General features: G+C 38.3%; 20 protein-coding genes. 8 read left to right on the top strand and 12 right to left on the bottom strand.

The genetic code is table 11. The annotated features are described in order from the left end of the window. Positions 1-23: 23 nt before the first annotated feature. The 7 genes from H3T57_RS01555 to H3T57_RS01585 all read right to left on the bottom strand — a co-directional run bounded on the left by H3T57_RS01555 (position 24) and on the right by H3T57_RS01585 (position 8,379). The gene (locus H3T57_RS01555; RefSeq protein ID WP_198192787.1) at positions 24-932 is read right to left on the bottom strand and encodes a polyprenyl synthetase family protein; all 909 of its coding nucleotides are present in this window, start codon (positions 930-932) and stop codon (positions 24-26) included. An 11-nt stretch (positions 933-943) separates the two neighbouring features. After that, the gene (locus H3T57_RS01560) at positions 944-1,180 is read right to left on the bottom strand and encodes an exodeoxyribonuclease VII small subunit (RefSeq protein ID WP_198192788.1); all 237 of its coding nucleotides are present in this window, start codon (positions 1,178-1,180) and stop codon (positions 944-946) included. Positions 1,181-1,259: 79 nt separating this feature from the next. Further along, a complete protein-coding gene (locus H3T57_RS01565) occupies positions 1,260-1,505 on the bottom strand; it encodes a sulfurtransferase TusA family protein (RefSeq protein ID WP_198192789.1) in 246 nt (81 codons plus the stop codon). 67 nt (positions 1,506-1,572) lie between these two features. Next, complete coding sequence (locus H3T57_RS01570) at positions 1,573-2,994, bottom strand: amino acid permease (RefSeq protein ID WP_198192790.1); 1,422 nt, start codon at positions 2,992-2,994, stop codon at positions 1,573-1,575. Between the two features lie 331 nt (positions 2,995-3,325). Beyond that, positions 3,326-5,143, bottom strand: a complete 1,818-nt coding sequence (aspS, locus tag H3T57_RS01575; protein ID WP_198192792.1) for an aspartate--tRNA ligase — start codon at positions 5,141-5,143, stop codon at positions 3,326-3,328. Between the two features lie 152 nt (positions 5,144-5,295). After that, the gene (locus H3T57_RS01580) at positions 5,296-5,724 is read right to left on the bottom strand and encodes an Rrf2 family transcriptional regulator (protein ID WP_110438610.1); all 429 of its coding nucleotides are present in this window, start codon (positions 5,722-5,724) and stop codon (positions 5,296-5,298) included. A 135-nt stretch (positions 5,725-5,859) separates the two neighbouring features. Then, positions 5,860-8,379, bottom strand: a complete 2,520-nt coding sequence (locus tag H3T57_RS01585; RefSeq protein ID WP_232349705.1) for a ribonuclease E/G — start codon at positions 8,377-8,379, stop codon at positions 5,860-5,862. 507 nt (positions 8,380-8,886) lie between these two features. Between H3T57_RS01585 and H3T57_RS01590 the strand changes: the two genes are divergently transcribed. Together H3T57_RS01590 and H3T57_RS01595 are read left to right on the top strand one after the other, a co-directional pair. After that, the gene (locus tag H3T57_RS01590; protein WP_198192794.1) at positions 8,887-9,792 is read left to right on the top strand and encodes an N-acetylmuramoyl-L-alanine amidase; all 906 of its coding nucleotides are present in this window, start codon (positions 8,887-8,889) and stop codon (positions 9,790-9,792) included. Between the two features lie 292 nt (positions 9,793-10,084). Further along, positions 10,085-11,659 (top strand): 2-isopropylmalate synthase, encoded by a 1,575-nt coding sequence (locus H3T57_RS01595; RefSeq protein WP_155568309.1) that lies wholly within the window; start codon positions 10,085-10,087, stop codon positions 11,657-11,659. Positions 11,660-11,690: 31 nt separating this feature from the next. Here H3T57_RS01595 and H3T57_RS01600 read toward each other — a convergent pair whose 3' ends face one another. Beyond that, positions 11,691-12,020, bottom strand: coding sequence for a hypothetical protein (locus H3T57_RS01600; RefSeq protein ID WP_198192796.1), 330 nt, complete (start codon positions 12,018-12,020; stop codon positions 11,691-11,693). A 479-nt stretch (positions 12,021-12,499) separates the two neighbouring features. Between H3T57_RS01600 and H3T57_RS01605 the strand changes: the two genes are divergently transcribed. The 6 genes from H3T57_RS01605 (at position 12,500) to H3T57_RS01630 (ending at position 18,679) form a co-directional block, all read left to right on the top strand. Then, positions 12,500-13,546 (top strand): rod shape-determining protein, encoded by a 1,047-nt coding sequence (locus H3T57_RS01605; RefSeq protein ID WP_110438296.1) that lies wholly within the window; start codon positions 12,500-12,502, stop codon positions 13,544-13,546. A gap of 136 nt (positions 13,547-13,682) precedes the next feature. Beyond that, positions 13,683-14,591, top strand: a complete 909-nt coding sequence (gene mreC, locus H3T57_RS01610; RefSeq protein WP_155568308.1) for a rod shape-determining protein MreC — start codon at positions 13,683-13,685, stop codon at positions 14,589-14,591. Positions 14,592-14,593: 2 nt separating this feature from the next. Continuing rightward, entirely contained in the window at positions 14,594-15,175 is a 582-nt protein-coding gene (locus tag H3T57_RS01615) for a hypothetical protein (RefSeq protein WP_230873081.1), read from the top strand. Positions 15,176-15,188: 13 nt separating this feature from the next. Next, entirely contained in the window at positions 15,189-17,114 is a 1,926-nt protein-coding gene (gene mrdA / locus H3T57_RS01620) for a penicillin-binding protein 2 (RefSeq protein WP_198192799.1), read from the top strand. 12 nt (positions 17,115-17,126) lie between these two features. After that, positions 17,127-18,284: a rod shape-determining protein RodA gene (rodA, locus tag H3T57_RS01625; protein ID WP_110438293.1), complete on the top strand. Its 1,158-nt coding sequence runs from the start codon at positions 17,127-17,129 to the stop codon at positions 18,282-18,284. 2 nt (positions 18,285-18,286) lie between these two features. Next, a complete protein-coding gene (locus H3T57_RS01630; RefSeq protein ID WP_110438292.1) occupies positions 18,287-18,679 on the top strand; it encodes a DUF3293 domain-containing protein in 393 nt (130 codons plus the stop codon). A 5-nt stretch (positions 18,680-18,684) separates the two neighbouring features. Here H3T57_RS01630 and H3T57_RS01635 read toward each other — a convergent pair whose 3' ends face one another. From H3T57_RS01635 to hrpB, 4 genes are all read right to left on the bottom strand, one after another. Then, positions 18,685-19,758 (bottom strand): hypothetical protein, encoded by a 1,074-nt coding sequence (locus H3T57_RS01635; protein ID WP_198192801.1) that lies wholly within the window; start codon positions 19,756-19,758, stop codon positions 18,685-18,687. 150 nt (positions 19,759-19,908) lie between these two features. Beyond that, entirely contained in the window at positions 19,909-20,976 is a 1,068-nt protein-coding gene (locus H3T57_RS01640) for a hypothetical protein (protein ID WP_110438291.1), read from the bottom strand. A 263-nt stretch (positions 20,977-21,239) separates the two neighbouring features. Next, positions 21,240-22,412, bottom strand: coding sequence for a S1C family serine protease (locus tag H3T57_RS01645; RefSeq protein WP_155568306.1), 1,173 nt, complete (start codon positions 22,410-22,412; stop codon positions 21,240-21,242). A gap of 40 nt (positions 22,413-22,452) precedes the next feature. Further along, positions 22,453-24,915 (bottom strand): ATP-dependent helicase HrpB, encoded by a 2,463-nt coding sequence (gene hrpB / locus H3T57_RS01650; protein ID WP_198192803.1) that lies wholly within the window; start codon positions 24,913-24,915, stop codon positions 22,453-22,455. Position 24,916 lies beyond the last annotated feature (1 nt).

The raw sequence follows: 24,916 nt of genomic DNA on the forward strand, positions 1-24,916 counted from the left end.
AGTGGGTAAATGTTTATTGTAAATCAATTTCTTCTGGTAATTACATAATTTGCCAAAGCGCGTAAATTATCGGCGGCGGATCCGAAAGGTTCTAAATGACGGATAGCTTTACCGATAAGTCTGTTTGCTTCCTTTTTTGCATCTCCAATTCCAAGCAAAGAAACGAATGTTGATTTTCCCGAGGCATTATCCTTACCGGCTGTTTTACCAAGTTCCTCTGCACTTGCCGTGGCATCAAGAATGTCATCAGCGATCTGGAAAGCTGTTCCCAAATCTCGACCATAGCTGATGATATGATTGCGCAAGTCGGCATTTGCTTGGCCTAAAATGGCTCCAGCTTCAGCGGAATAACAAATTAGGCGGCCTGTTTTCATGGCATGCAAGTTGATTACCTCTGGAAGGGTCAGATGACGATTTTCACCTTCCATATCAATAACTTGTCCACCGACCATACCATTGGATCCACTTGCTTCAGCAAGGGACTTAAGCAGTTCAATACGAATATCCGGGTTTTCGCTTACATCTTCCCACGTTAAAATTTCGAAGGCTTTGGTTTGTAAAGCATCACCGGCAAGAATGGCAATCGCCTCACCGAATTTTATATGGGTGGAGGGTTTTCCCCGACGCAGATCATCATCATCCATTGCCGGTAAATCATCATGAATTAATGAATAGGCATGAAGCATTTCAACAGAAGCGCCCACATAAAGCGCGCTTTTCATTGGGATATTGAAGAGAGAAGCGACTTCTGTAACAAGATAACCCCTTAATCTTTTTCCTCCCCCAAGTACAGCGTAGCGCATTGCCTCAATCAGATTTGCCTCGCCCCCCTTCATTCTGGGAAGGAATTTATCAAGTGTTGTTTCAAGGCTTTGGGCACGTGATGAAAGCGATTGATTAAGAGACTGATTTTGTGCTTCAACAGAAGTCATGGTAATTAACCCTAAATTTTTTCAATAGTTTCAGTATCAAGGCTTTGGTTATCTTTTTCGACAATCATTTTTACCCGAGCCTCGGCTTCATTCAATTTTTTTTCACAATAACGTCGAAGTAAGGCACCGCGTTCATAAGATACGATGGCTTCTTCAAGTTTTTGTTGTCCAGTTTCCAAATTATGAACGATTTTTTCCAATTCATTCAATGCATCCTCAAATGAAAGGGAAGAGAGATCATCTGTCATGTTGAGCTTCCAACAAGTTTATATCTGATAAATATTATTTCTTTATACCTCTTTTGAAAAAAGAAACCAATTTATAGATTTAAAAATTGTTTTGTGCAATTTTACTTTTTTTAATCAGAAAAGATAAATTATTTCCCTGTTCTGAAAAAGCAATCAGTGAATGACCAGTTTTACGACAGAATTCATGAAAATCCTTGATTGTATGACGATCTGTCGCCAAGACACGTAAACAATCCCCAGGTTCAAGAGTTTGTAAAACCCGATTAGCCTTCAAAATAGGTAAGGGGCATCGCAACTCTTTGAGATCTAAAATAATTTCACCCATATCAAACCCTGTAACTATAAATTAAAAAACATTATCAGAATTATAAATATGAGCAAATTGATGAATTTTAAACCACAGATTTGATTTTATTGTATCGACACATAATGATTCGACAGATACTTATCAAAATTAAGGTAAGGCAGCTGAGTGTAATTTGATTTCGACTGTCATGATTAAAAAACATGGCAAGAATCACCATGGCAAACGACATGATTGTAAACCAGGATAGATAAGGGAAAAACCACATCTTAAATGTTAGTTTCTGTTTGGTTCGTTCCAATTTTGAGCGAATTATGATTTCAGATAAACCGATTGCAATATAGACAAACAGGATAATGGATCCAGCGCAGCTTAAAATATAAGTGAAAAAAACTTTTGGCGAAATTACCGAGAAAATCGAAATTATTATACCGATGATGGAGGCGGTAATAATTGCTCTTTTGGGAACGCCATTTTTATTGGTATGAATTAACCATCTGGGTGCATCATTAAATTCTGCCAGTTCAAAGAGTGTACGGGAGGTTGCGTAAATAGATGAGTTTAAGCAAGAGAGAATAGCAATCAGGATGGTCATTGCCATAATATCCGAGGCATATGGAATTTCAAGCTTTTGCAAAACCATTAGAAAAGGTGATATCCCCGGGATTACATAATTCCAGGGCAGGATAGAGACAATAATTCCAATTGAAATAACGTAAAAGGTGATAACTCGGAAAATAATTGTTTTACTGGCATAAGCGACATTCTCCGCAGGTTTATCGGATTCAGCTGCCGCTATGGTAGCCACTTCCGATCCAGTAACTGTAAATAGAATGGTTGGAATGATTGTGAAAACGGCAAGAATGCCTTTTGGAAAAAAGCTTTGGAAATGCCATATATTATTAATTTTTGTTGTGTAATATCCACCCAAATGGCTTATTGCTATACCGCCAAGAATAATAAAGGCCGTAATGGCTAGGATTTTAAGCAGGGCAAACCAGAATTCAAATTCACCATATCCTTTGACAGAAAATAGATTGGTTATCATCATGATAATAACCAATAAAGGTCCCAGAACCATGGTTGCCAGAAATGTGTATTGTTCGGGAATATGCATGTAATGTAGTAAAATAATTCCACCGGCTATGGCCTCGGCAGCAATGGCAGAAATCCAGAAAAGCCAATACCCCCATCCCAATATAAATGTAACATGATCGCCAAGTCCACGGCGGATATGATTGAGAAAGGAACCTGCCTCTGGTTTTTCAATAACCAATTCGCCAAGCATTCGCATAACAAAAAAAATGAGAAATCCAGTAATGACATAGGACAAAAGAACAGCAGGTCCCGTTTGCTTAATTGAGGCAGAGGCACCTACAAAAAGACCGGCCCCAATAATACCACCGATAGAGATCATGATAATATGGCGGCGTTGGAGGGTGTGTGCTAATTGCCCATCGGAATATGAAAGGGCTGTTTTTTCTTGAGATTTTTTTTCTTGCAATGCCATTTTCCCATATTAAAATTTGTAGATTGATTTTGTAATAATAAAAGTTATGTAATATTTAATCCTGAAATAGGAGGTATAAAGGAATTTTAATTATCTTTAAAGATAGATAATTGTTATTATATTTCGCGATTTGAGTTTTTAAAGGTTGAGTATTATAAAGAATTAATCACGATAATGTTACTTATGTAATTTTGTTATAGATAAATTTCATTATTGATACCTAAATTTAGAACGTCTGAAATTTTTCAATAAAGTATCATTTCGAGATTTTCAACAATTTAATTGTTTCTAGCCACTCTATAAAATATATTGGAGTGGCTGAAATTATCATTTATTTTTTATCTGTTTCAACAGTTTCATTAGATTTTTTTACTGCCACTTTTGGTAAACTGATTGCCAAGGACAATTCTTTTAATCGTTCTGCAGAAATCGGGGCAGGCGCTTCCATCATTAAATCATCACCTTGTTGATTTAATGGGAATAGAATGACCTCACGAATATTGGGTTCATCCATCAGAAGCATGACCATGCGATCAATACCAGGTGCGGCACCTCCATGAGGCGGAGCTCCATAACGGAATGCATTTAGCATACCACCAAAACGCTTTTCGACTTCTTCCTCTGGATATCCGGCAATTTCAAAGGCTTTGATCATGATGTCAGGTCGATGATTTCGAATTGCACCTGAAGAAAGTTCAATACCATTGCAGACGATATCATATTGATATGCATTAATTTCCAAAGGATTCTTGTTTATCAGTGCTTCAAGTCCACCCTGAGGCATGGAGAAGGGATTGTGAGAGAAATCAATCAATCCGGTTTCTTCATTGATTTCATACATAGGGAAATCAACAATCCAACAGAAACGGAAGGCGTTTTTCTCGATTAGATCAAGTTCTGTTGCAATTTTTGTTCGAACAGAACCGGAAAATTTAACCATATCAGGGCCTTGTCCAGCTACAAAGAAAACAGCATCGCCACTTTTTAAATGACAGGCCTGGCGGATCATTTCACAACGTTCTTCATCCAAATTTTTGGCAATTGGTCCTTTTGCCCCATTGTCTTCAAAGATGATGTATCCCAAACCACCCGCTTTTTCTTCTCTGGCCCATTTATTCAACTTATCGAAAAAAGAGCGGGGAAATGATCCTGCACCAGGAGCGGGAACAGCACGAACTTCTCCTCCTGCCTCAACAATTTTTGCAAAGAGACCAAAACTAGAATTTTTGAACGCTTCGGAAACATCAACAAGTTTTAAGGGGTTTCTTAAATCTGGTTTATCACTGCCATATTCTTTCATGGCTTGTTTATAGGGAATACGTTCAAAGGGTGCTGAACTTAAAGTATGTGTAGGTGCAAATTCCTTGAAAATGCCCTCCATAACAGGTTCCAGCGTTTCAAAAACATCTTCTTGAGTGACAAAAGACATTTCAAAATCAAGTTGATAAAATTCTCCCGGAGAACGATCCGCACGTGCAGCCTCGTCACGGAAACAGGGGGCTATTTGGAAATAGCGGTCAAAACCAGCCACCATTGCAAGCTGTTTGAATTGTTGCGGTGCCTGTGGCAATGCATAAAATTTTCCAGGATGTAGACGGGCAGGAACCAGAAAATCCCTGGCACCTTCAGGTGAAGAAGCTGTCAGGATAGGAGTTTGAAATTCAGTGAAACCCTGTTCAATCATTCTATGGCGAAGGCTTGCAATAATGTTTGACCTTAACATCAGATTGCGATGAACCCGTTCTCGACGCAGATCGATATAACGATATTTTAAACGTAAATCTTCCGGATAGTTTTCGTTGCCAGTCACTTGAAAAGGCAATACCGTAGCTTCGGAAATAATTTCAAGATTTTCAGCCTGAATTTCAATTTGTCCTGTTGGCAGTTTTGGATTAACGGTTTCTCCTTCACGAGCGACAACCTTACCTGTAATGCAAATAACGCTTTCCACTCTCAACCTTTCCGCAGTGTTCAGCAAAGGTGAATTGGCGGGAATAACAATCTGGGTAATACCAAAATGGTCGCGCAAATCGATAAAAAGTAAACCCCCATGATCTCTTTTACTATGAATCCATCCAGAAAGCTTGACAGTTGATCCAACATCCTGGGATCTTAGAGCGGCACAATTATGAGTGCGGTAGCGATGCATTGATATATCCTGTTTAAATTAAAATAATTAATTTTTTGATTATAAAGTGATTAATCAATTGCTTTACACGTTTTTAAAAAATTATAAAAGGACATCATATAATTCTGTTGATTAATATGATAAAAAAAGTGAGTATTTTGAGCTTTAGGTTTTCAGACTAGTTCAATATATTTCAAAATTGCTTCAAGTTGTTTTGGATTTTTAAAAAGATCGTTTAAAGAATATTGATTGAGTGTTTTATAAAAATTATTCATTGCCTCGATTAAAAATGCAGGTAGGTTGCAAGTGCATTGAATAAGGCATTGATCGCATTTGACATAGGTTTCATCTTCCTCTGTGTTGCGAATAATGTCCCCAAGTTTGATACTGCCAGCATCTTTGTTTAAAGTTAATCCTCCATTTCTTCCACGCAATGTTTTGATAAACCCTTGTTTACCCAATCTATGGACAATTTTCATTAGATGATTTTGTGAAATCGAATAACAAGTCGCAATTTCATGGATAGAACAAAGCCGATCATGATGAACATGTAAATAGATCAGGGTTCTTAACGCATAATCTGTATATCGGGAAAGTTGCATAATATGTTGATAACTTTTATTGTTTCGAATATGTATATTATATATACATTTACAAAAAGTTTGAATGAATTTTTGTTTTGGCATAATAATAAAGGCTTAAAAGTAATTCTTTTAAGCCTTTATAAAAAACGAAAATTACCGTTTCCACCAGCCGGAACGTGGCGTTTTGGTCGGTGTGTCATCTATGACAATGGGCTGAATTAAGGGGTGTTCGTTATTTTCATCAGCTTCCTTGGTTTTTTTGGGTTTTCGAACCGTTGTTTTTTTGGCTGTAGTTGTTTTACGTGCTCTGGTAGTTTTTTTGATCTTCGTTTCCTTTTCCTCTTTATTATCCGAATTATCCGATTTTTCCTCGGTTTCGTTTTCTTTTGACTCTTTTTTGCTTGATGCTCTTTTACGTGTCGTTTTGGTGGTGCCTGTGGATTTGGTGGTTTTAGTAGCCCGTCGACGTTTTGGAGCGGGTTTTTCCTCTTTTATTTCCAGATTATCTGAAGTTTCATCCTCTTTATTTACAGCGTCAGAATTATCAATAACTTGATTTATCAAAGATTCAGTTTCTTCATGCTGATTCTGGCTTTTGTCGGCATCAATTTCAATTGAAACAAAGGTTGGAGTCACAGTTATTTCTTCAGGTTTTTCATTGATGACAGGTTCTGGTATAGGTTCAGCCTCAAGAATGGGAGTAAAGTCATTATTTTTTTGAGCCTTACCTTGTCCTCTTTTATAACGGTTACGACGGGAATGATGGGATTGTCTTTTATCCCTGGAATTACTGTATGTTTTTTTGTTTTCCTTATATTGTTCCGAATAAGAATCGAGATTTGTATCGTCTTGTTTAAGCTCTATGGAGACAGAATTTTGACGTAATGCTTTTGATTCAGGTTTTAGATCAATAACTTTATCCTCTATCTCATCTTGTCTATAATCTGTTTTTGAATTTGTCTGATATTCAAGATAGGATTGGATTGGTATTTCTCTGACAAAAAGATTCTCCTGAACTACATTTGGTGTAGATTGAAGCATTTCATCATCAGGTTCCATATCAAGTGAGGAATCTGTTTTGCTTGAAAAACGGACATTATGAGAGGACAGGGTTGAATCAATTGCAAATTCAATCTTGATTTTATATTTCCTTTCAATATCCGCCAGCCATCTCCGTTTTTGGTTAAGAATATTCAAGGCAATTTCACCGGATGAAATGGAAACGGTTAAAATTCCCGGTTTGATTTTACGAGCTTCTTCATCAATCTGTCTGATGATTTGTAAAGAAATATTGGCGTCACTTCGAATAATACCTGTTCCATTACAAGCGGAACATGGAGTGAAGGCAAATTCAGCAATAGAGGGACGTAACCTTTGACGGGTCATTTCCAGTAAGCCAAAGGAGGAGATGGAACCGATCTGAATTCGTGCACGGTCTTTGTGAAGTAGAGATTTCAAACGACGTTCAACAATATAATTATGCTTCTTGTTTTCCATATCAATGAAATCGATAACGATTAATCCAGCCAGATCTCTCAACCTTAACTGGCGTGCAATTTCGTTGGCGGCTTCCTGATTGGTTCTCAATGCAGTTTCTTCAAGATCTTTTTCCTTGATTGAACGGCCTGAATTTACATCAATAGCAACCAAAGCCTCTGTTTGATTAATGACTAAATATCCCCCTGATTTTAGTTGGACAATCGGGGAAAGCATTTGATCAATCAAATTTTCAACCTTATAATAAGAAAAAAGAGATTGTTTTTGATCTCTCCACAGATGAAGCTTATGTACATTTTGCGGCATCAATGCACGCATATAATCTCTCGCTTGGGACCAAGCATCCTCGCCATCTATCAAAATCTCATTAATATCTTGTGTATAATTATCACGTAATGTCAATTTCAATAAGTTGGAATCTTCATAAATAAGAGCTGGCGCAATCGACTTCATGGTTAGATTGCGTATTTCATCCCATAAGTGAAGCAGATATTCCCCATCTTTTAGGGTATCTGCTTTTGGGCATTGGGCTCCTGCAGTACGGATAATCATTCCCATATGTGATGGGATATTCAGTTCAGTGATAATATCCTTCAACCGTTTTCTTTCAGATGGTGAAGTGATTTTTCTAGAAATTCCGCCATTCCGTAAGGAATTTGGCATTAAAACACAATAGCGTCCTGCCAAAGATAGATAGGTTGTTAATGCCGCGCCTTTATTTCCACGTTCTTCTTTTACCACTTGAACGAGGATAATTTGTCTTTTATGAATAACTTCCTGAATTTTATAGTTCTTGATTATGCTATTATGGGAATGAACCATGTCTTCATAATAGGAAGGCTGATCTGGATCCAATTCTTGATCCGGATTTGGTTCTTCCTCCATTTTATTTAATTCTTGGATTTCCAGCAGTTTTTTTCGGTCTGCAACGGGAATTTGATAATAATCAGGGTGAATTTCATTAAAAGCTAAAAAACCATGGCGATTTCCACCATAATCAACAAAAGCAGCCTGTAGACTGGGTTCAATTCTGATTACTTTGGCTAGGTAGATATTACCTTTTATTTGTTTCTTTGCGGAATTTTCAATATCATATCCCTCGATGTAATTGCCATCAAGGATCACGACGCGTGTTTCTTCTTTATAGCTGGCATCAATCAGCATTTTTTTATTCATGTTTTACTAATACTCCGGTGATTGTAGTCACAATCCATAGTTTTTTGAAGAAATGCTTTTTGTTGGAAACATGTTTTTAATTATCGTCTTAAGGGAAATGTAACCATGAAGCATTTTTAATTAGGAATTTCGATCATTTTTTGTTTATTTCTGAATTGTTATAAGATTTAAAATAATTTTAAATTCTAGATTGCTTTCATTAAATTTTCGTAAATATTAAATGGACATATTTTCGCTATCAAAAATAAACAATAATTTATAGGACTTTATAGGTTATTGATTTGTTATTAAAAATAAAGACCTACAATTATTTTAATATCTCAAAACGCGTTATGAAAGCAAAGGTTTTTTGTTGCTAAAAACGTGATTTATGGCTTTTGATCAAAAAAAATGTAGAATTATTGCAATAATGTCGAATTATACACTGAATCCTATTTCGGGTATACAGATTTTTAGACATGAATTAACATTATTAATATACATTTTGATAAGGTAATATAGATTGAAATGGCTTTAAATTTTTCCAGACGAAATACGTTATTAATGTCAATAGGAGTTTTGTTTCCTTCCTTTTCATTTGCCATGAAACAAAAAAGGCAAAAAAGAATTGGAACAATTGGAAAAGGTCGTAATCAAGTTAAATCCACTTCCAAGGTGAGGACATTCAAAGGTAAAACCAAGACGCCAGCTATCATTGGCAAAGCCAGACCTGCTTTACCATTAATTGTGCTGGATCCTGGTCATGGTGGAAAGGATCCTGGAGCCATAGGATATTCTGGAACCTATGAAAAACATGTTGCATACGCTACGGCTGTGGAACTTGCCAATCAGTTGAGACGCTCCGGACGATATCAAGTTTATCTGACAAGAAGCTCAGATCATTTTATTCCCTTGAATGGACGTGTAGATTTTGCCCAGAAAAAAGGGGCGAACCTTTTCATATCGATGCATGCGGATGCCTTGCGGAATTCATCTGTGCGAGGTGCAAGTGTCTATACTTTATCCAATCATGCATCTGATGCACAATCTGCTGCATTGGCTTCAGTTGAAAATCAAGCTGATCGTTATGGTGGCCCCAATATTCATGTAACTTCTCCAGCGGTGGAAAAGATATTGGCCAGTCTGGTTAAAATGGAAACAAAAAAAGAATCAGCAGCAATGGCGCAAAATGTTGTCTTATCGTTTAATTCCCGTGTTGGTTTATTGCCTAATCCCAAAAGACATGCCGCTTTTGTGGTTTTAAAATCGGTAAACATTCCATCAATTCTTGTTGAAATGGGGTTTATATCTAATCGTAAAGATGAGGCCGCTTTACGTCAGTCTTCATATAGACAGTTAATAGCCATGTCCATGAAAAATGCTGTTGATCGGTATTTTACAATTGGCGGAAGTGTAACACATTTAACGGGCTAAAAAATAGGACTTGCTTTTTTTGGGGAAAAGTGATGTCATATCAGCATGAAATTTATGGTATTCTCTCTTATGGAAAAAAATTTTTTCTATTTTAAAAATAGAGAACGGATATCTGTGTTTTGTTTGATCTTTCAACTTAGCAGCCCCTAGGTAAGGTAACCTTGTAAAATAGGTTATCTTATTTAGGGGTTTTTTTTTAATTTCCTTTAAAAATTTATTTTTTCATAGGCAAACTGAGGGCGTGAGTTGCGTCCAGAATATGCCTGTAAACGATTATGAAGGTTCATCGGATATGAATATAAATCATCCATCATTTGGAAAAATTGACAAAAATAGAGTTATTTTTTTTGATACAACGTTACGTGATGGTGAACAGTCCCCTGGTTTTTCAATGAATTTGGATGAAAAACTGAGAATGGCTAGAATATTGACTGAATTAGGAGTTGATGTAATCGAGGCAGGATTTCCCGTTGCGTCAACAGGAGATTTTGAAAGTGTTTACAGAATTGCTGAGCTAATCAAAGATTCAGTTATTTGTAGCTTGGCACGTTCAGGTGGTAAAAATGATATTGAAAAGGCGGGGGAAGCTTTAAAACCGGCCAAGCGTAAACGTATTCATAATTTCATTTCGACTTCTCCACTGCATATGAAATATAAATTGCGTATGGAACCTGAAACCGTTTTGGAAATTATTGCCGATGGAAATAAAAAGGCCAGACAATTTACAGATGACGTTCAATGGTCAGCGGAGGATGGATCACGCACAGACCCAGATTTTTTATGTCGCTGTGTTGAAGTGGCCATTAAAAATGGAGCGACAACAATTAACATTCCTGATACGGTTGGTTATTCAACTCCTGAAGATATGCGTCGTATATTTAAAGATTTGTTGGAACGGGTTCCAGGTGCTGATCAGGTCATTTTTTCTTGTCATAACCATAATGATTTGGGATTAGGGGTGGCTAATACTATCGCATCACTGCAAGGTGGAGCAAGGCAAGTTGAGTGTACGATCAATGGAATTGGTGAACGGGCCGGGAATGCTGCCCTGGAAGAAATAACAATGATTTTACGGACACGTCACGATGAATTTCCTTATGATAACCGGATAATTTCAAAAAAATTATTAAATGCCTCGCGGACTTTATCAACGATTACCGGGTTTGATGTGCAACCGAATAAGGCAATTGTAGGTAGAAACGCATTTGCACATGAAAGTGGTATCCATCAAGATGGAATGTTGAAAAATGCAGAAACCTATGAGATCATGACACCTGAAAGTGTAGGCTGGAACCGTTCCTCTTTTGTTTTGGGCAAACATTCGGGTCGAGCTGCTTTTAGGGACAAATTAAAATCATTGGGATATGATGAATTTTCTGATGAGAAATTAAACGAGGCGTTTCAGCGATTCAAGACGTTGGCTGATCAAAAGAAGACGGTTTACGATGATGATATTTCGGCTTTGGTTGATGATGAAGTCAGAGATCATGAATTTATCCGGTTTATTGATATGTCAATTAAAAGTGGGATAAGAGCTTCTGAGGTTTTATTGACTCTTGAAGTTGACAAACAAAATAAAAAAATCGAATTTACGGGAAATAGCGGGTCGGTTGACGCAGCTTTCAATGCGATTAGGAAAATTTTCCCTCATCCTGAAGCAACATTATCCCTATTTTCGATCGGGGCTGTTACGCAGGGAACGGATGCACAGGCAAAAACAACTGTAAGGTTGGAAGAAAATGGCAAAACAGTTGATGGTCAAGGAACAGATGTTGATACCGTGGTTTCTGCTGTTAAGGCCTATGTCCATGCTTTAAATAAATTGTTAACAAAGCGTCAGCGACAGAAACCAGAAAACGTTTCTTAAAAATGGAACGGCGTTTTGACGCCGTTTTTGATTAACGACGGGATGAATTGTAATTATTAACTGGTTGCTGACGATATTGTTGGTTTTGATAGTACTGATTATTATAATTGGGTCCTGGACGATTAGGTGTTGTCAAAGCGCCAACACCCGCCCCTAACGCTCCACCAGATAAAGCTCCAATAGCGGCTCCTCTTCCCCCTCCTGCAAGGGCCCCGATGGCTGCTCCGGTTCCACCACCAATAAGTGCACCAGTTCCTGCCCTTCCACCAGCACTATAGCCATTATCACAGGCAGTTAAAAAAGAAACAGATAATATAACGATTGAAAACCCCAAAAAAGTTTGTTTGCTAACTCTAAACATTTATAAATTCTCCTTGTTATTTATTTATATAAAACATGTTTTTTGTCATTTTTATGAAAATTTGATTTTTGATTATTAAAATAAATTTTTAAAAAGACATAAAAAAGTCAGAATAAAACGTATAAACAGTGAAACATAAATAATATGCTAAGGGGGTTTAAATAATTATATTTTCGATTCGTTTTTATTTTTAAAATGATTTTTTATTTAAATGAGAAAAATATTAGTCAAAATTAGGTAATTACATTGTAGGAAATGATTTTTTTACATTTTTTTTTAGTGAACGATACTTTAAGGTAAAAATAATATATAAGGCTATATAGCATTTGCCAGATAACGCTTGCTCCATTGGTTGTAAATGAGTAAGTCGAAAGGAAATACTGTGAAAAGTAGGGGTTGGTAATTTCTATCAAATTGTGATGATAGAAATTTAAGACAAATTTTTGTTAGAATTATAAGTTTGTTGTCGGGAGTTTTGGATGTTTTCTCGTCTGTTTGGTTTTATGTCTGCAGACATGGCAATTGATCTTGGAACGGCTAATACACTAGTCTATGTCAAAGGTCGTGGAATAGTATTGAATGAACCATCAGTTGTTGCCATTGCTGATGTTCGTGGGAAAAAGCAGGTTTTGGCCGTTGGGGAAGAGGCCAAAAATATGGTGGGAAGAACGCCTGGTAATATAACTGCTATACGGCCAATGCGGGATGGTGTCATTGCGGATTTTGAAGTTGCGGAGGAGATGATTAAGCATTTCATACATAAAGTGCATAATCGTCGTATGTTTGCCAGCCCGCAAATCGTAATTTGTGTTCCATCGGGATCAACGGCCGTTGAAAGGCGAGCTATCCAGGAAAGCGCAGAAAGTGCAGGTGCTCGACGGGTTCAGCTGATTGAAGAACCTATGGCTGCTGCAATTGGGGCCGGTTTGCCAGTTACGGAACCCTCTGGCAGCATGATTGTTGATATCGGAGGAGGTACGACCGAGGTTGCAGTAATTTCCCTGGGGGGAATTGTTTATGCGCGTTCCGTTCGAGTTGGTGGTGACCGAATGGATGATGCCATCATTGCCTATATACGTCGTAATCATAATCTTTTAATTGGAGAGAGTTCAGCGGAAAAATTGAAAATGGAACTGGGAGCCGCTATTCCCGATTCCTCCAAGGAGGATGGCGGTCCTTGGCGTGAAGTAAAAGGTCGAGATTTGATGAATGGAGTGCCAAGGGAAGTTTTGGTTTCCCAGGAGCAAATTGCCGATAGTTTGGCTGAACCGGTTTCTCAAATTGTCGAGGCAGTATCCGTTGCTTTAGAGAATACCCCTCCAGAACTGGCTGCTGATATTGTTGATAAAGGGATTATGTTGACAGGTGGGGGCAGTCAATTGCTTCGACTGGATGATGTTTTGCGACAGGCGACAGGGTTACCTATTATTGTTGCAGAAAATCCATTGGACTGTGTGGCTTTGGGAACAGGACGTGCATTGGAGGAAATGAAAAAGCTTAGGAATGTTTTAACAACTATGTATTAGTTGTTACGTCAACATAATTGAGAAAATATAAAAAATAGCGTTAATATTAATAAGCAATATACAGTTTGGTATATTGCTCATCTTATATATTAAGTAGCTGGTTTAAAATGAAAAATAACGTAAAAATATTACGATAATGATTCCTATATCCATTCAAATCAAGCAAGCGTTGGCAAAATTAATCTTACCATTCTTATTTGTAATGGCGAGTTTAATCATGTTGCTTGGTCAGGCAAAACCCAAATTAATAGAAGATATACGGTTAAAAGTTATTGATTTTCTTTTGCCTGCCTATGTTTTGGTGGAGAGACCGTTTGATATTGTTCATGGTTTTTTTCTGAATATTAATACAGTTAAAAATATTTCTCAGGAAAAAAAGAAACTTGAAGAGGAAAATGCGCAACTTAAAGGATGGTATCATGTTGCAATAGGATTGGCAGAGGAAAATGTTGAATTGAAAAATCAATTGCATTGGATACCCGATCCGACAATATCCTATATTACCGCACATGTTGCCGCAGATGGAAGCGGAATTTATCATAAGGCAGTTTTGGTGATGCTACAACCGGGGCATGGCGTGCACGCCGGTGAAATTGCCTTGAGTGGTTTCGGTTTGATAGGTAGAGTGACAGAAATTGGTGATCGTTCTGCCAGGATACTCTTAATCAATGATCTTGCCAGTCGAATTCCTGTTAATTTAATGAGTTCACATGTACAGGCGATTATGGCTGGTGATAACAGTCTTTATCCCAAATTGATTTTTTACCCAGAAGATAAACCTCCAACTGAAGGGGAGAAAGTTTTGACTGACAATAAAGGAAACGCTTTTCCGACTGGAATCCCTGTTGGTTTCGTACATTATCTTGAACCTGGACATCCCGTTGTTGTGCCTTACACTTCATTGGAAAGTCTGAGAATTGTTCGAATTTTTGATTTTAAAAATTATGATATCATTCCACCTGATGCACCGGGACGTGTAAATCTAGCTAAAAAGAAGATGAAAACCAGGCCCGTCGCCAATCCTGAATTACTAGGCCATGATTAGGAATGATTAAAAAAGAAAAATCATCTGAAAGTAAAACACATAAAAGGCATCCAGGGATACGTCCTTCTTTAACGAGGTGTCAAAAAATTGATGCTGTCATTCGTTGGATGGTTCCTATGGGATTTAATCTGTTTGTAATTTTAATCTTTTCAGTTCCCTTGAATATTCCTGGCCGTAATGAGCTTTTATTGGCTATTGTGATATCATCGGTTTATTTTTGGTCAATTTATCGTCCAACTTCCATGCCGGCAATTGGTGTTTTTTTTCTGGGGTTTCTTATTGATCTCCTAAACTTTTCCTCACCTGGTGTTGTGATTTTCATTTTACTTATTGTTTATGGAATGGCAATCACGCAGCGTTTTCGTCTGGCAAGATATAATTTTTTAATAGTCTGGTTAATTTTCTCAATAATTGCATTGAGTGTTTTTTTTATACAATGGCTGTTGATTTCTTTGTTAAGTTTAAAGCTGGTTTCAGTTTCATACTTTATATTTGAGATGGTTTTTGCTATAGGATTTTATCCGCTCTTATCAATCATGTTTACCTGGGCCCATCGTACCATAGCTGATCCCGAACAGGTGTAGAACAACTTGTAAAATGAAGAAAAGATTACCCTATCGTATCAGAAATGTATTGTCAGATACGAATTCGCGACGTGTATTTACGCGGCGGGCAATTTTGATTCTAGCGGCTCAAACAGGGATCTTGTCTTTATTGGCTAATCGTCTTTATAAATTGCAGGTTGTAAATGGCGATCGATATATAAAAATGGCCAAGAAAAACCTTATAAGCAAAAGGTTATTGTCTCCACCTCGTGGACGTATCCTTGATCGTTTCGGGGCCATTCTTGCCAATAACAAGATAAATTGGAGGGCCATGCTTATACCTGAAGAAACAGACAATGTTTCTGATGTGATAGAATGGTTTGCTGATTTAATTTCCTTGGATGAGCATGATTATGCCCGTATACAATGGAATTTGGATCATCAACGTCGTTTTATACCCATTATGTTGAAAGATTTTCTGTCTCGTGACGAAATGACGATTATCGAGGTGAATTCGCCTTCCCTACCAGGTATTGTCATTGATGTGGGTACTAAAAGACTTTATCCATTGGAAGGTTTGTTGGCTCATATTGTCGGTTATGTAGCGCCCCCAAATGATAAAGACATTGCACAGAATACCATTTTGGCTTTGCCAGGTATGCGAGTGGGTCGGTCCGGGATCGAGCAGACTCAGGAAAATGATCTATGTGGAAAGGCCGGTGAGGTTCAGGTTGAAGTAGATTCCGTGGGACATATCATTACAGAATTAGGCCATGTTGATAGTATCCAGGGCCAGGATGTGGCCTTGACCATTGATGTTGAATTGCAAAAGGAAATTTCCTCAATCGTCGCGGACCAATCCGCCAGCGCAGTTGTTTTAGATTGTCGGAATGGGGAAGTGATGGCAATGGTCAGTAATCCATCTTTTGATCCTTCCTTATTTGACAGTGGTGTCAGTCATGCACAATGGAAGACCTGGATTCAAGATGAAAGGAGTCCCTTAACAAACAAGGCAGTGGCAGGTTCTTATCCTCCCGGTTCAACCTTTAAACCTGCTGTTGCCCTAGCTGCGCTTGAAGCTTCAACGATTACGGAAAATACGCGTATTCATTGCCCGGGTTATTATGATTATGGGGGAAGCCGGTTTCATTGCTGGAATAAATATGGACATGGGTCACTTGATTTGCATGGTGCCCTAAAATATTCTTGTGATGTATATTTTTACGAGGTTGCCCGCAGGACGGGAATGGAAGCAATTCATGCCACATGTGATAAGCTCGGTTTGGGAGTGGAGTTGCCGATTGAGTTGACTCATGTGCGTTCCGGGTTAATTCCCACTCCTAAATGGCGTGAGTCCCGAGGACATCACTGGAATGTAGGTGATACAATCGTCAGCGGTATTGGACAGGGATTTGTTCATGTAACCCCATTGCAGCTTGCCACTTATGTGGCGAGAATTGCCACGGGTAAAAAAATTGATCCGCATCTTATTAGGAAGCGCAATAATATTTTGGTTCCGCAAGCAGATCCAAACTATTGGCAAAAACTGGATATCAAGCCTGATTTTCTAAAAATGATCAGGTTTGGAATGTATGCTGTTGTCAATGAAAACAAAGGTTCGGGTGCAAAAGCAAAAATGGACTATCATGGTATGTTACTGGCTGGAAAAACGGGTACGGCACAGGTAAAGAGTGTTTCCCGTGCATTGAGAGAAAGTGGCCATTTCAACTCTGCTAATTTGCCATGGAAATATCGTCCTCATGCGCTGTTTATTTGTTTTGCACCTTATGATGATCCACAATATGCTATCTCTTTAATTGTAGAACATGGTAATGCTGCGGCTTCTGTTGCGGCGCCTTTGGCACGTGAGATGATGGTTGCAACATTAAAGTGTGATCCTGCAAAAAGTTGGAAAAAAGATCAGTCTAAAAATACAAGAACGGAAACAGGTGATTCAAAACCATCTGAAGTTGAATGAAGTATAGACATAATGGTTTTTGAGAAACGTTTATTAAGAGCAGAACCAAATTTTAGAATTCTGGGCAAGCTTTGGCGAGTTAACTGGCTGTTTGTTGGATTGATCTGCCTTCTTGCAATGGTTGGTTATTTTGCCCAATATTCCGCTGGGGGAGGATCTTCCCATCCTTATGCTCATTCACAATTTGTTAAATTTTGCGTGGGTTTTATAATCATGATAGGGTTGGCGTTAACTCCTCCGCAAATATTGGTAAAACTGGCTTGGCCTCTTTATGGACTGGCTGTAATGTTATTGGTTGCAGTATTGCATATGGGGCATGTGGGTAAAGGAGCAGAGCGCTGGATTATAATTGGCGGTATTGCCTTGCAACCTTCTGAATTAATGAAAATTGCCTTGGTTCTTTTATTGTCCAGCTGGTTTTACAAAATTAGCTGGAAGCAGATGGCAAATCCATTACGCCTGATTATTCCTGCAATCCTTGTATTATTACCTGTTGTTCTTGTATTAAAAGAACCGAACTTGGGCACAGCGGTTATTATAGGTTGTATAGGGGCTGTTATTTTTTTTGCGGCAGGTATGCGCTGGTATTTGATTCTTTTGTTACTAACACCGATCCCGTTTGTCATAAAGTTGGTTTATAATCATTTGCATGATTATCAGAAAGCGAGGATTACCACTTTCATGCATCCTGAAAATGATCCATTAGGAGCGGGATATAATATCATCCAGTCAAAAATAGCATTGGGATCTGGTGGAATGTGGGGACAGGGATATTTGCATGGTACACAGGGGCAATTGAATTTCTTACCAGAAAAACAAACTGATTTCATCTTTACGATGATTGCAGAGGAATGGGGTTTTGTGGGGGGAATCTGTGTTATAGGGTTATTACTATTAATTATTGTGGGTGGCATGGTTATCGCCATGCGGTCACGTAATCAGTTTGGTCGCTTGCTTGCATTGGGGATCACGATGAATTTCTTTTTTTATTGTGCAGTTAATCTTTCAATGGTTATGGGTGCCATACCCGTGGGGGGTGTGCCGTTACCAATGGTATCCTATGGAGGGTCAGCCCTGCTGACGGTAATGTTTGGATTTGGTCTTTTATTATCTGTACAAGTTCATAAAAATTCAACATTTGGTGAGGATCAATCTTATAAAAAGATATAATAATGACTGGAATATTACCTGCGACAAATAAAATTAGATCTAACTATATTAAAAGTATATATCAGGCTGGAACTGTTAAAATCAGAATAGGGCACTATCCTTTAAATTTACCAAAACGCTATAAAAGTGAGAAACTGGTTATGATGAGTGCCTGTAATCCGGGAGGAAGAATAAAGGCCAAGGGATGGAACAAGCGCATGATGCAAAAACTTTCCTTGTATTTGTCAGGCTATGATTACAGAAAAGGGACAGGAACTTTAAGAAATTTTTCAGAGCCATTATTTATGGTTGTCATGGATCCTAGAAAGGCGATCGTATTGGCAAGAAAGTTTCGTCAAAACGCGATTGTTGTTATACAAGATCAACGATTATCGCGTTTGGTATTTCTGAATTGATGGAACTAGAAAACAAAGTTCACCGCCATTTGAGGCTGAACAAAATTATTTGTATTATGCCCATCCACGGTTAAAGCCGTTCCAACAATAATACCTATGCGGGTGGAGGGGTTGTATTCGATTGCTGGTGCAACCTGAATGTCATGGGAGGCACCATTTACTTTATGTTGATAGGAATTGGGTTTATCAAGGTAACTCCCTTTTATTCGAGTGCCCTTTGCCCAATCATAAACAAGGTCAAAAGCCATTAACCATTTTTTGTCCAGACCATACTCCAGGGAAAAACCTGTATTGCCAAAAAGTTTTGATCTTGCATTTCCACGAAATCCAGTATCAGTGCCGTAACTGCTAATATTGCGGAGATTAACGGAATTCAGAGGTTCCCTGCCCATACCCCAAACACGAACTCGAATGGCTTTATCAAATACCTGATATGCGGCTTGGGACTGCAATCCAAATCTCAGCGTATAATTGCCTGTTCCTGCACCGTCCAAATGACGACCAAGATTGTTATAATTGCCTGTTGGAAAGATCATGCCAAGGACAGTAGTTAGGCTAGGTTGGTAATGGGCATCTTCTTGATCAATCCAACGATATTGAATCTCAAAAGGTAAATCTGAGAAATGAACTGTACTAGCTGTTGTGTGACCGTTCCAGGTATAGCGGATCTGGGGCACAATCTGAACTGACAGGCGATCGGTTGCTGCATATTTAACTAATGTATAATTCAGGGTATTGTCAGTTCTATGTTTGGAATTTTTGTTTTTTCCATTTGCCTGATAGGCACCACGGCTTATTGTGTTTTGCAAATACGGTTCGATAACAAAAGTCCCGGCATTGACCAATGCCCCGGATGGTGCCAACAAGGAACCCGTATATCTTTGTTCCTGTAAAATTTTGGAACCTGTATCTTCCTTGTTTTCCTCTTGTGTAGCTTCAAGCGCAATGTCGTTCGGGACAGCGTATACGTTTACAAAAGGGTTGAGTAAACCGAAAAAAACAAAACAAAAATAACTAATTTTAATTCTGTTTTTAAGCATACGAAATAGAATACAGGAATTGCTGAAAATTTGAGTCATAAAATGGCTCCTAGTCAGGGATAATTCATAATGCTTCTATAGAATGACCTTATAATTGTTATAAATTATAAGGTTATCAGATAGTTGCTTATTCTATATAGTTCAATCGCTTACGGTTGCAATATTGATGAAAAGTTAAATTTTATCAGATTAAAAAACGATGTTCACGGCACATTGAGGTTGAATGAAATCATTGGTATTATGGCCGTCAACGGTCAATGCCGCACCAGCGATAAGTCCAACGGCCGGTGTAAAGTTATATTCTATACCAGGAGCGATTTGAAAATCATGAGAGGCACCTGTGATATGGCGTAAATAACGCTGGTGATTATAATTTCCCTTAATATGTGTCCCCTGAGCCCAATCATACTGAAAGTCAAAGGCCAATACCCATGCTTTGGTTATTCCAAATTCAAATGAAAATCCGGCGTTGCCAAATAAGCCACCTCTGACTGTGCCTGCAAAACCCTGATCTGTACCATAGTTGCTTATCCCCTTGATATTTCGGTGACCAATAGGTTTTCGACCTACACCCCACCAGCGGAAGCGTATGGCGCGATGAAATATTTCATAGGCTGCTTGGGAATGAAGACCAAAACGTAGGGTATATTGTCCACTTCCAAAAGCATCAAGGGAACGGTTCAACTGATCAAAATTGCCGGTAGGAAAATTCATGCCCAGGAAAGTCGTGAAGCTGGGTCGATAATGTGCGTTATCCTGGTCAATCCAGCGATATTGAAATTCTACAGGCAAGTCAGAAATATGTACACTGCTGGATGTGGTTTTACCGTTCCAGGCATAATTAACCTGTGGGGTTGCCTGAATGGTCAGATTATCGGTAATGGCGTATTTGATCAAAAGGAAACTGTCCGCTGAATCTGTCCTGTGTTTGCTATTTTTGACACTGCCATCGGATTGATAGGCCCCACGGCTGATTGTAGATTGGAGATACGGTTCCAAAGCAAGGATACCTGCCTTGGTAATGGCACCTGAAGGGGAAAGAAGGGAACCCGTATATCGTTGTTCATCCAATACATTGACACTGTCGGATATATTATTGATTGATGAATTGTTTATATCGGATTTAGATGCATTGCTTGCATATGTGTAATGTGAAGTAAATATCACAGAGATGCAAATTAACGAAAAATTTATTTTAGTATTATTGCAAAACAATAAAAATTGAGATACAGGGGTTTGTATGAAACGACGATGCATCAAAAAATTCCTCAATCAAAGTTATGGGGAAAACATAAATTATAACGATTTTTTATGATTAAATAATTTCAAGTGATCAATTAATAGTATTTATAACCATTTGTAATTAGTAAAGATTAAATATTATATTTGTTAAACGGATTAAAATATTCATTTAATTGTTATCTTAAGATAAAATTGATCACCAATGTAATAAAATTATTCGTATTCATGATATCAATCTATAAAAAAATTTTATTTTAGCAAGAGATAAAAAAAATTTGTTATTCTACATCATCTTTTGGTCGATGACCAACCGTAACATCAAGTTTGATAGTTTTCTTGTTGCGCCTTATTGTCAGTTGTAAATTTGATCCAGGATGTGCAATGGCCACTGTTTTAATAAAAGTACGAATTGTGTCTACATGCTGATCGTCAATTAATTCAACGCGGTCATTAATTTTGATTTTTGCCTTGTAGGCCGGGCCATCCAGATCAAGATCAATGATTTTCACTCCATTGTGTCCAGAATCCTCTTCAAGGGTAACACCAAGCCATCCGCGGTCAATAAATCCTGTTTTACATAGTTGAGTAACAATGGGGGCGGCGATTTCAGAGGGGATACCAAAACCAATTCCAACAGAACTTCCGGTAGGGGAAACAATTGCGGTATTCAAGGCGACAACTTGTCCGGCAAGGTTAAAGGATGGTCCTCCAGAATTTCCCGGATTCATTGGAGCATCCAATTGAAAAAAATCGTCAAAAGGGCTGGAACCAATATCGCGACCACGAGCTGATACAATTCCGGCAGTGACGGAAGAACCAAGGCCAAAAGGGTTTCCTGCAGCAAGAATCCAGTCACCAACCTCCACTTTGCGACTGTCACCCCATTGTACATAGGGAAGGGGATGATCGCTATCAATTTTGATGACTGCTATGTCTGTGAGAGAATCATTACCGATAACTTTTGCTGTGAAACGTTTTCCATTCGCAAGATATACTGTTATGTTGTTGGAAGTCCCGATTACATGCGTATTGGTTACTATGATCCCATGGGGATCAATGATAAAACCAGACCCAGCTTCTGTAACCCTACGGTTGCGGGTATGTTGACGTTGCCTGAATTCTTTTTCAAATGGTGTTCCCTTTAAGGAGGGTGGTATATGAATGTTTCTGGATTGTTTTGTATATATATTTTGGGAAACCGAAATGTTAACAACGGCTGGTACAACTTTTTTCACTAGCGGGGAGAAGGTCAGAGGCCCATTTTCTACAAGTGGTGTTGCGGAGGCCGTAAATGTGTCGGATGGAATGACTGTTTTTGATGGTTCGATATCTTTTTTATTTATATCCTGGGCATAGACGGGAAAATTGAATAAAACAATAATGAGATAAGTCTTGAGATTGAGACCTAGCTTTTTTTTTATCTGGTTTGAATATTCAATTGGTACAAACATTATTAATCTATTCAAAAAATTTAAGTTATTAAATAAACTATTATTCGTCATTCATGGGATTTTCTGGCCAGTGATGTTTGGGATAACGCCCCTTCATATCTTTTCTCATATCTTTCCAACCCTCTTTCCAAAAATTTTTCAAATCACTGGTTACTGCTTGAGGTCTATTGGCTGGGGACAGAAGGCAGCATTGTAATCGAATTTGTCCTTTTGCAATAGAAGGAGTATCTTTTATACCATAAAATTTTTGTGCATGTGCCGAAATAATGGGTGCAGGTTGTGTATAATCAATATAAAATTTATTATGATTCAATATAATAAATTCAGGAAATAACCGATTTAGTTTTTGGCAAATATCATAACCAAGATAGGCTTCGAGAATATTTTTTAAGTCTATTTTTTTTAGATCTTTCAAATTATTGATTTGTGTGATCCAGGGGGATAACCATTTTTCAATATGCACTTCAAGCTTGTCATCAGTTAAATCCGGAATTTTTTCTTCTGTTAAATATTGTCTTGCCCATGAAGCACGTGACTGTAATTGTTTTGTAGCCTCGTTCCAGTTCAAAGCCTTATAAAAATTGTTTTTAACATAACCAAGCAAGACCGGATAAGCCTTTTCGGCTGTGGCTATATCGTTTCTGTCTTGTAGAATAAGCCGCCCAAATTTTACTTGTTTTCGGGCAATGACTTTTCCATTGGTTGGGTCAATAGAAATATTTTCTACCTGACGGGACCGATTAAGGATAAAATCGGGAAGAATATCGGAATTCATGCGTGCTGCCAGACAGATTCTGGCTTTTTTCTGAGTATGGATATTTGCAACAATTAATAGTTTTTCCTTTGCCAGTATATCTTGTTGAGAAAGATATGCACTGCCACCGCCTGCCAATCGGAATGATCCAATTTCATCACGTTTTTGTGCCAATCGATCGGGAAAAGCGGCGCATAATAATTTGGCAGGATTTCCAAGAGATTTTTGGGTGAGTGGTATTTTTAATCTTTTGCGATATTCCTGGCCTATATGGTGGATACGGTGCCATAATTCCTTATCATGTTGATTATGCGGTAGGGTTTGTAGCCAGTTCAGACGAGTTTGGATATCGCAGGATTGGTCATGATTTTTACGAAAAGGATCACGCTCTTCCAGTAATGCAGCCAGATCGGCCGCCAATGCCTTTTCTTCATTTGAGGTTGCTCTTAACATCATTGACGCCAAACGTGGATGCGCACCGAATTGAATAATTTTTTTACCAAAATCAGTGATGAGCCCTTTTTCATTTAACGCACCTAATAAAGTCAGTAAATTGCTGGCCGCCTCAAGAAGGCCATTGGAAGGAAAATCAGGAAAGACCAATTCCTTTATTGAGGTTCCCATAAGGTCTGTCCATGTTTTGCAAATCAATAAGAATTCACTTAATTCACTTGATAATATTTCAGGAGAATCATGCGGGATAAAACTTCGTTCCATCGCTTGGGTCCATAGACGATAGACAATTCCCTCAGCTTCACGTCCAGCCCTTCCAGCTCTTTGATTAGCTGCTGCCCTGGATATTCTTCGTGTTAAAAGTCGTGTTAGTCCAGTGTCTCCGTCCAATTGAGGAGCACGACGAAAACCTCCATCAATGACAATCCTTACGCCAGGAACGGTTAGGGAAGTTTCAGCAATGGAAGTGGTCAAAACTATCCGCCTTTTATCTTTGGCACTGACAGATCGCAAGGCCTTGTCCTGTTCTGTGGAATGTAATTCGCCATACAGAGGAAGAACTTCAGCATCTGGCAATGCAAGTATATTCATTGTGCGATGAATTTCGGTAACGCCTGGTAAAAATACCAGTATATTACCCTGATTTTTGTAATAAACATTCTCTATTTCCGCAGCGGTTATTTTGGGCAAATCTTTTATTGCATGAATATCTCTTTGTCGATGATGTATTGTTACAGGATGTATTCTTGATTTATTTTCAATAATCTGACAGTTTAATATTTTTTGTAGTTGAGACAAGGATGGTGTAGCCGACATTGCGATGAGCCTTAAATCCGGTCTCAGGTTTTTTTGAAGATCACGACACAAGGCAAGACAGAGGTCAGACTCAAGGGAACGTTCATGAATTTCGTCAAAAATAATGGCGGCAACTTGGTCAAGAAATGGATTGTTCAAAAGATGTCTCAAGAACAGTCCATGTGTAACAACCTCTATACGGGTTTTTGAACTGGCCACTTTTTCCATGCGGGTTCTGTAACCTATCGTTTGGCCAATGGTTTCATGATATAGACAGGCCATCTGTTTTGCTGCGGCTCGGGCGGCAATGCGTCGTGGTTCCAGCATGATAATCCTATGTCCGTTTCGCCATGGAGCCTGTAATAATGACAAGGGTACAAGGCTTGTTTTTCCTGACCCTGGTGAAGCTACAAGAATACAGTTCTGATGGGTAAGTAGATGATCATGGAGTTCTGGTAAGGTATTCTGTATTGGTAGGGAAATGGGATCAGGTTTAAACATA

The organism is Commensalibacter sp. W6292M3 (assembly GCF_016101315.1).
Taxonomy (GTDB): domain Bacteria; phylum Pseudomonadota; class Alphaproteobacteria; order Acetobacterales; family Acetobacteraceae; genus Commensalibacter; species Commensalibacter melissae.

Excerpts from the sequence above, each read along its gene's own strand:
- H3T57_RS01555 (WP_198192787.1), bottom strand. The coding sequence starts at position 932 with ATGACTTCTGTTGAAGCACAAAATCAGTCTCTTAATCAATCGCTTTCA.
- H3T57_RS01560 (WP_198192788.1), bottom strand. The coding sequence starts at position 1,180 with ATGACAGATGATCTCTCTTCCCTTTCATTTGAGGATGCATTGAATGAA.
- H3T57_RS01565 (WP_198192789.1), bottom strand. The coding sequence starts at position 1,505 with ATGGGTGAAATTATTTTAGATCTCAAAGAGTTGCGATGCCCCTTACCT.
- H3T57_RS01570 (WP_198192790.1), bottom strand. The coding sequence starts at position 2,994 with ATGGCATTGCAAGAAAAAAAATCTCAAGAAAAAACAGCCCTTTCATAT.
- aspS (WP_198192792.1), bottom strand. The coding sequence starts at position 5,143 with ATGCATCGCTACCGCACTCATAATTGTGCCGCTCTAAGATCCCAGGAT.
- H3T57_RS01580 (WP_110438610.1), bottom strand. The coding sequence starts at position 5,724 with ATGCAACTTTCCCGATATACAGATTATGCGTTAAGAACCCTGATCTAT.
- H3T57_RS01585 (WP_232349705.1), bottom strand. The coding sequence starts at position 8,379 with ATGAATAAAAAAATGCTGATTGATGCCAGCTATAAAGAAGAAACACGC.
- H3T57_RS01590 (WP_198192794.1), top strand. The coding sequence starts at position 8,887 with ATGGCTTTAAATTTTTCCAGACGAAATACGTTATTAATGTCAATAGGA.
- H3T57_RS01595 (WP_155568309.1), top strand. The coding sequence starts at position 10,085 with ATGAATATAAATCATCCATCATTTGGAAAAATTGACAAAAATAGAGTT.
- H3T57_RS01600 (WP_198192796.1), bottom strand. The coding sequence starts at position 12,020 with ATGTTTAGAGTTAGCAAACAAACTTTTTTGGGGTTTTCAATCGTTATA.
- H3T57_RS01605 (WP_110438296.1), top strand. The coding sequence starts at position 12,500 with ATGTTTTCTCGTCTGTTTGGTTTTATGTCTGCAGACATGGCAATTGAT.
- mreC (WP_155568308.1), top strand. The coding sequence starts at position 13,683 with ATGATTCCTATATCCATTCAAATCAAGCAAGCGTTGGCAAAATTAATC.
- H3T57_RS01615 (WP_230873081.1), top strand. The coding sequence starts at position 14,594 with ATGATTAAAAAAGAAAAATCATCTGAAAGTAAAACACATAAAAGGCAT.
- mrdA (WP_198192799.1), top strand. The coding sequence starts at position 15,189 with ATGAAGAAAAGATTACCCTATCGTATCAGAAATGTATTGTCAGATACG.
- rodA (WP_110438293.1), top strand. The coding sequence starts at position 17,127 with ATGGTTTTTGAGAAACGTTTATTAAGAGCAGAACCAAATTTTAGAATT.
- H3T57_RS01630 (WP_110438292.1), top strand. The coding sequence starts at position 18,287 with ATGACTGGAATATTACCTGCGACAAATAAAATTAGATCTAACTATATT.
- H3T57_RS01635 (WP_198192801.1), bottom strand. The coding sequence starts at position 19,758 with ATGACTCAAATTTTCAGCAATTCCTGTATTCTATTTCGTATGCTTAAA.
- H3T57_RS01640 (WP_110438291.1), bottom strand. The coding sequence starts at position 20,976 with ATGCATCGTCGTTTCATACAAACCCCTGTATCTCAATTTTTATTGTTT.
- H3T57_RS01645 (WP_155568306.1), bottom strand. The coding sequence starts at position 22,412 with ATGTTTGTACCAATTGAATATTCAAACCAGATAAAAAAAAAGCTAGGT.
- hrpB (WP_198192803.1), bottom strand. The coding sequence starts at position 24,915 with ATGTTTAAACCTGATCCCATTTCCCTACCAATACAGAATACCTTACCA.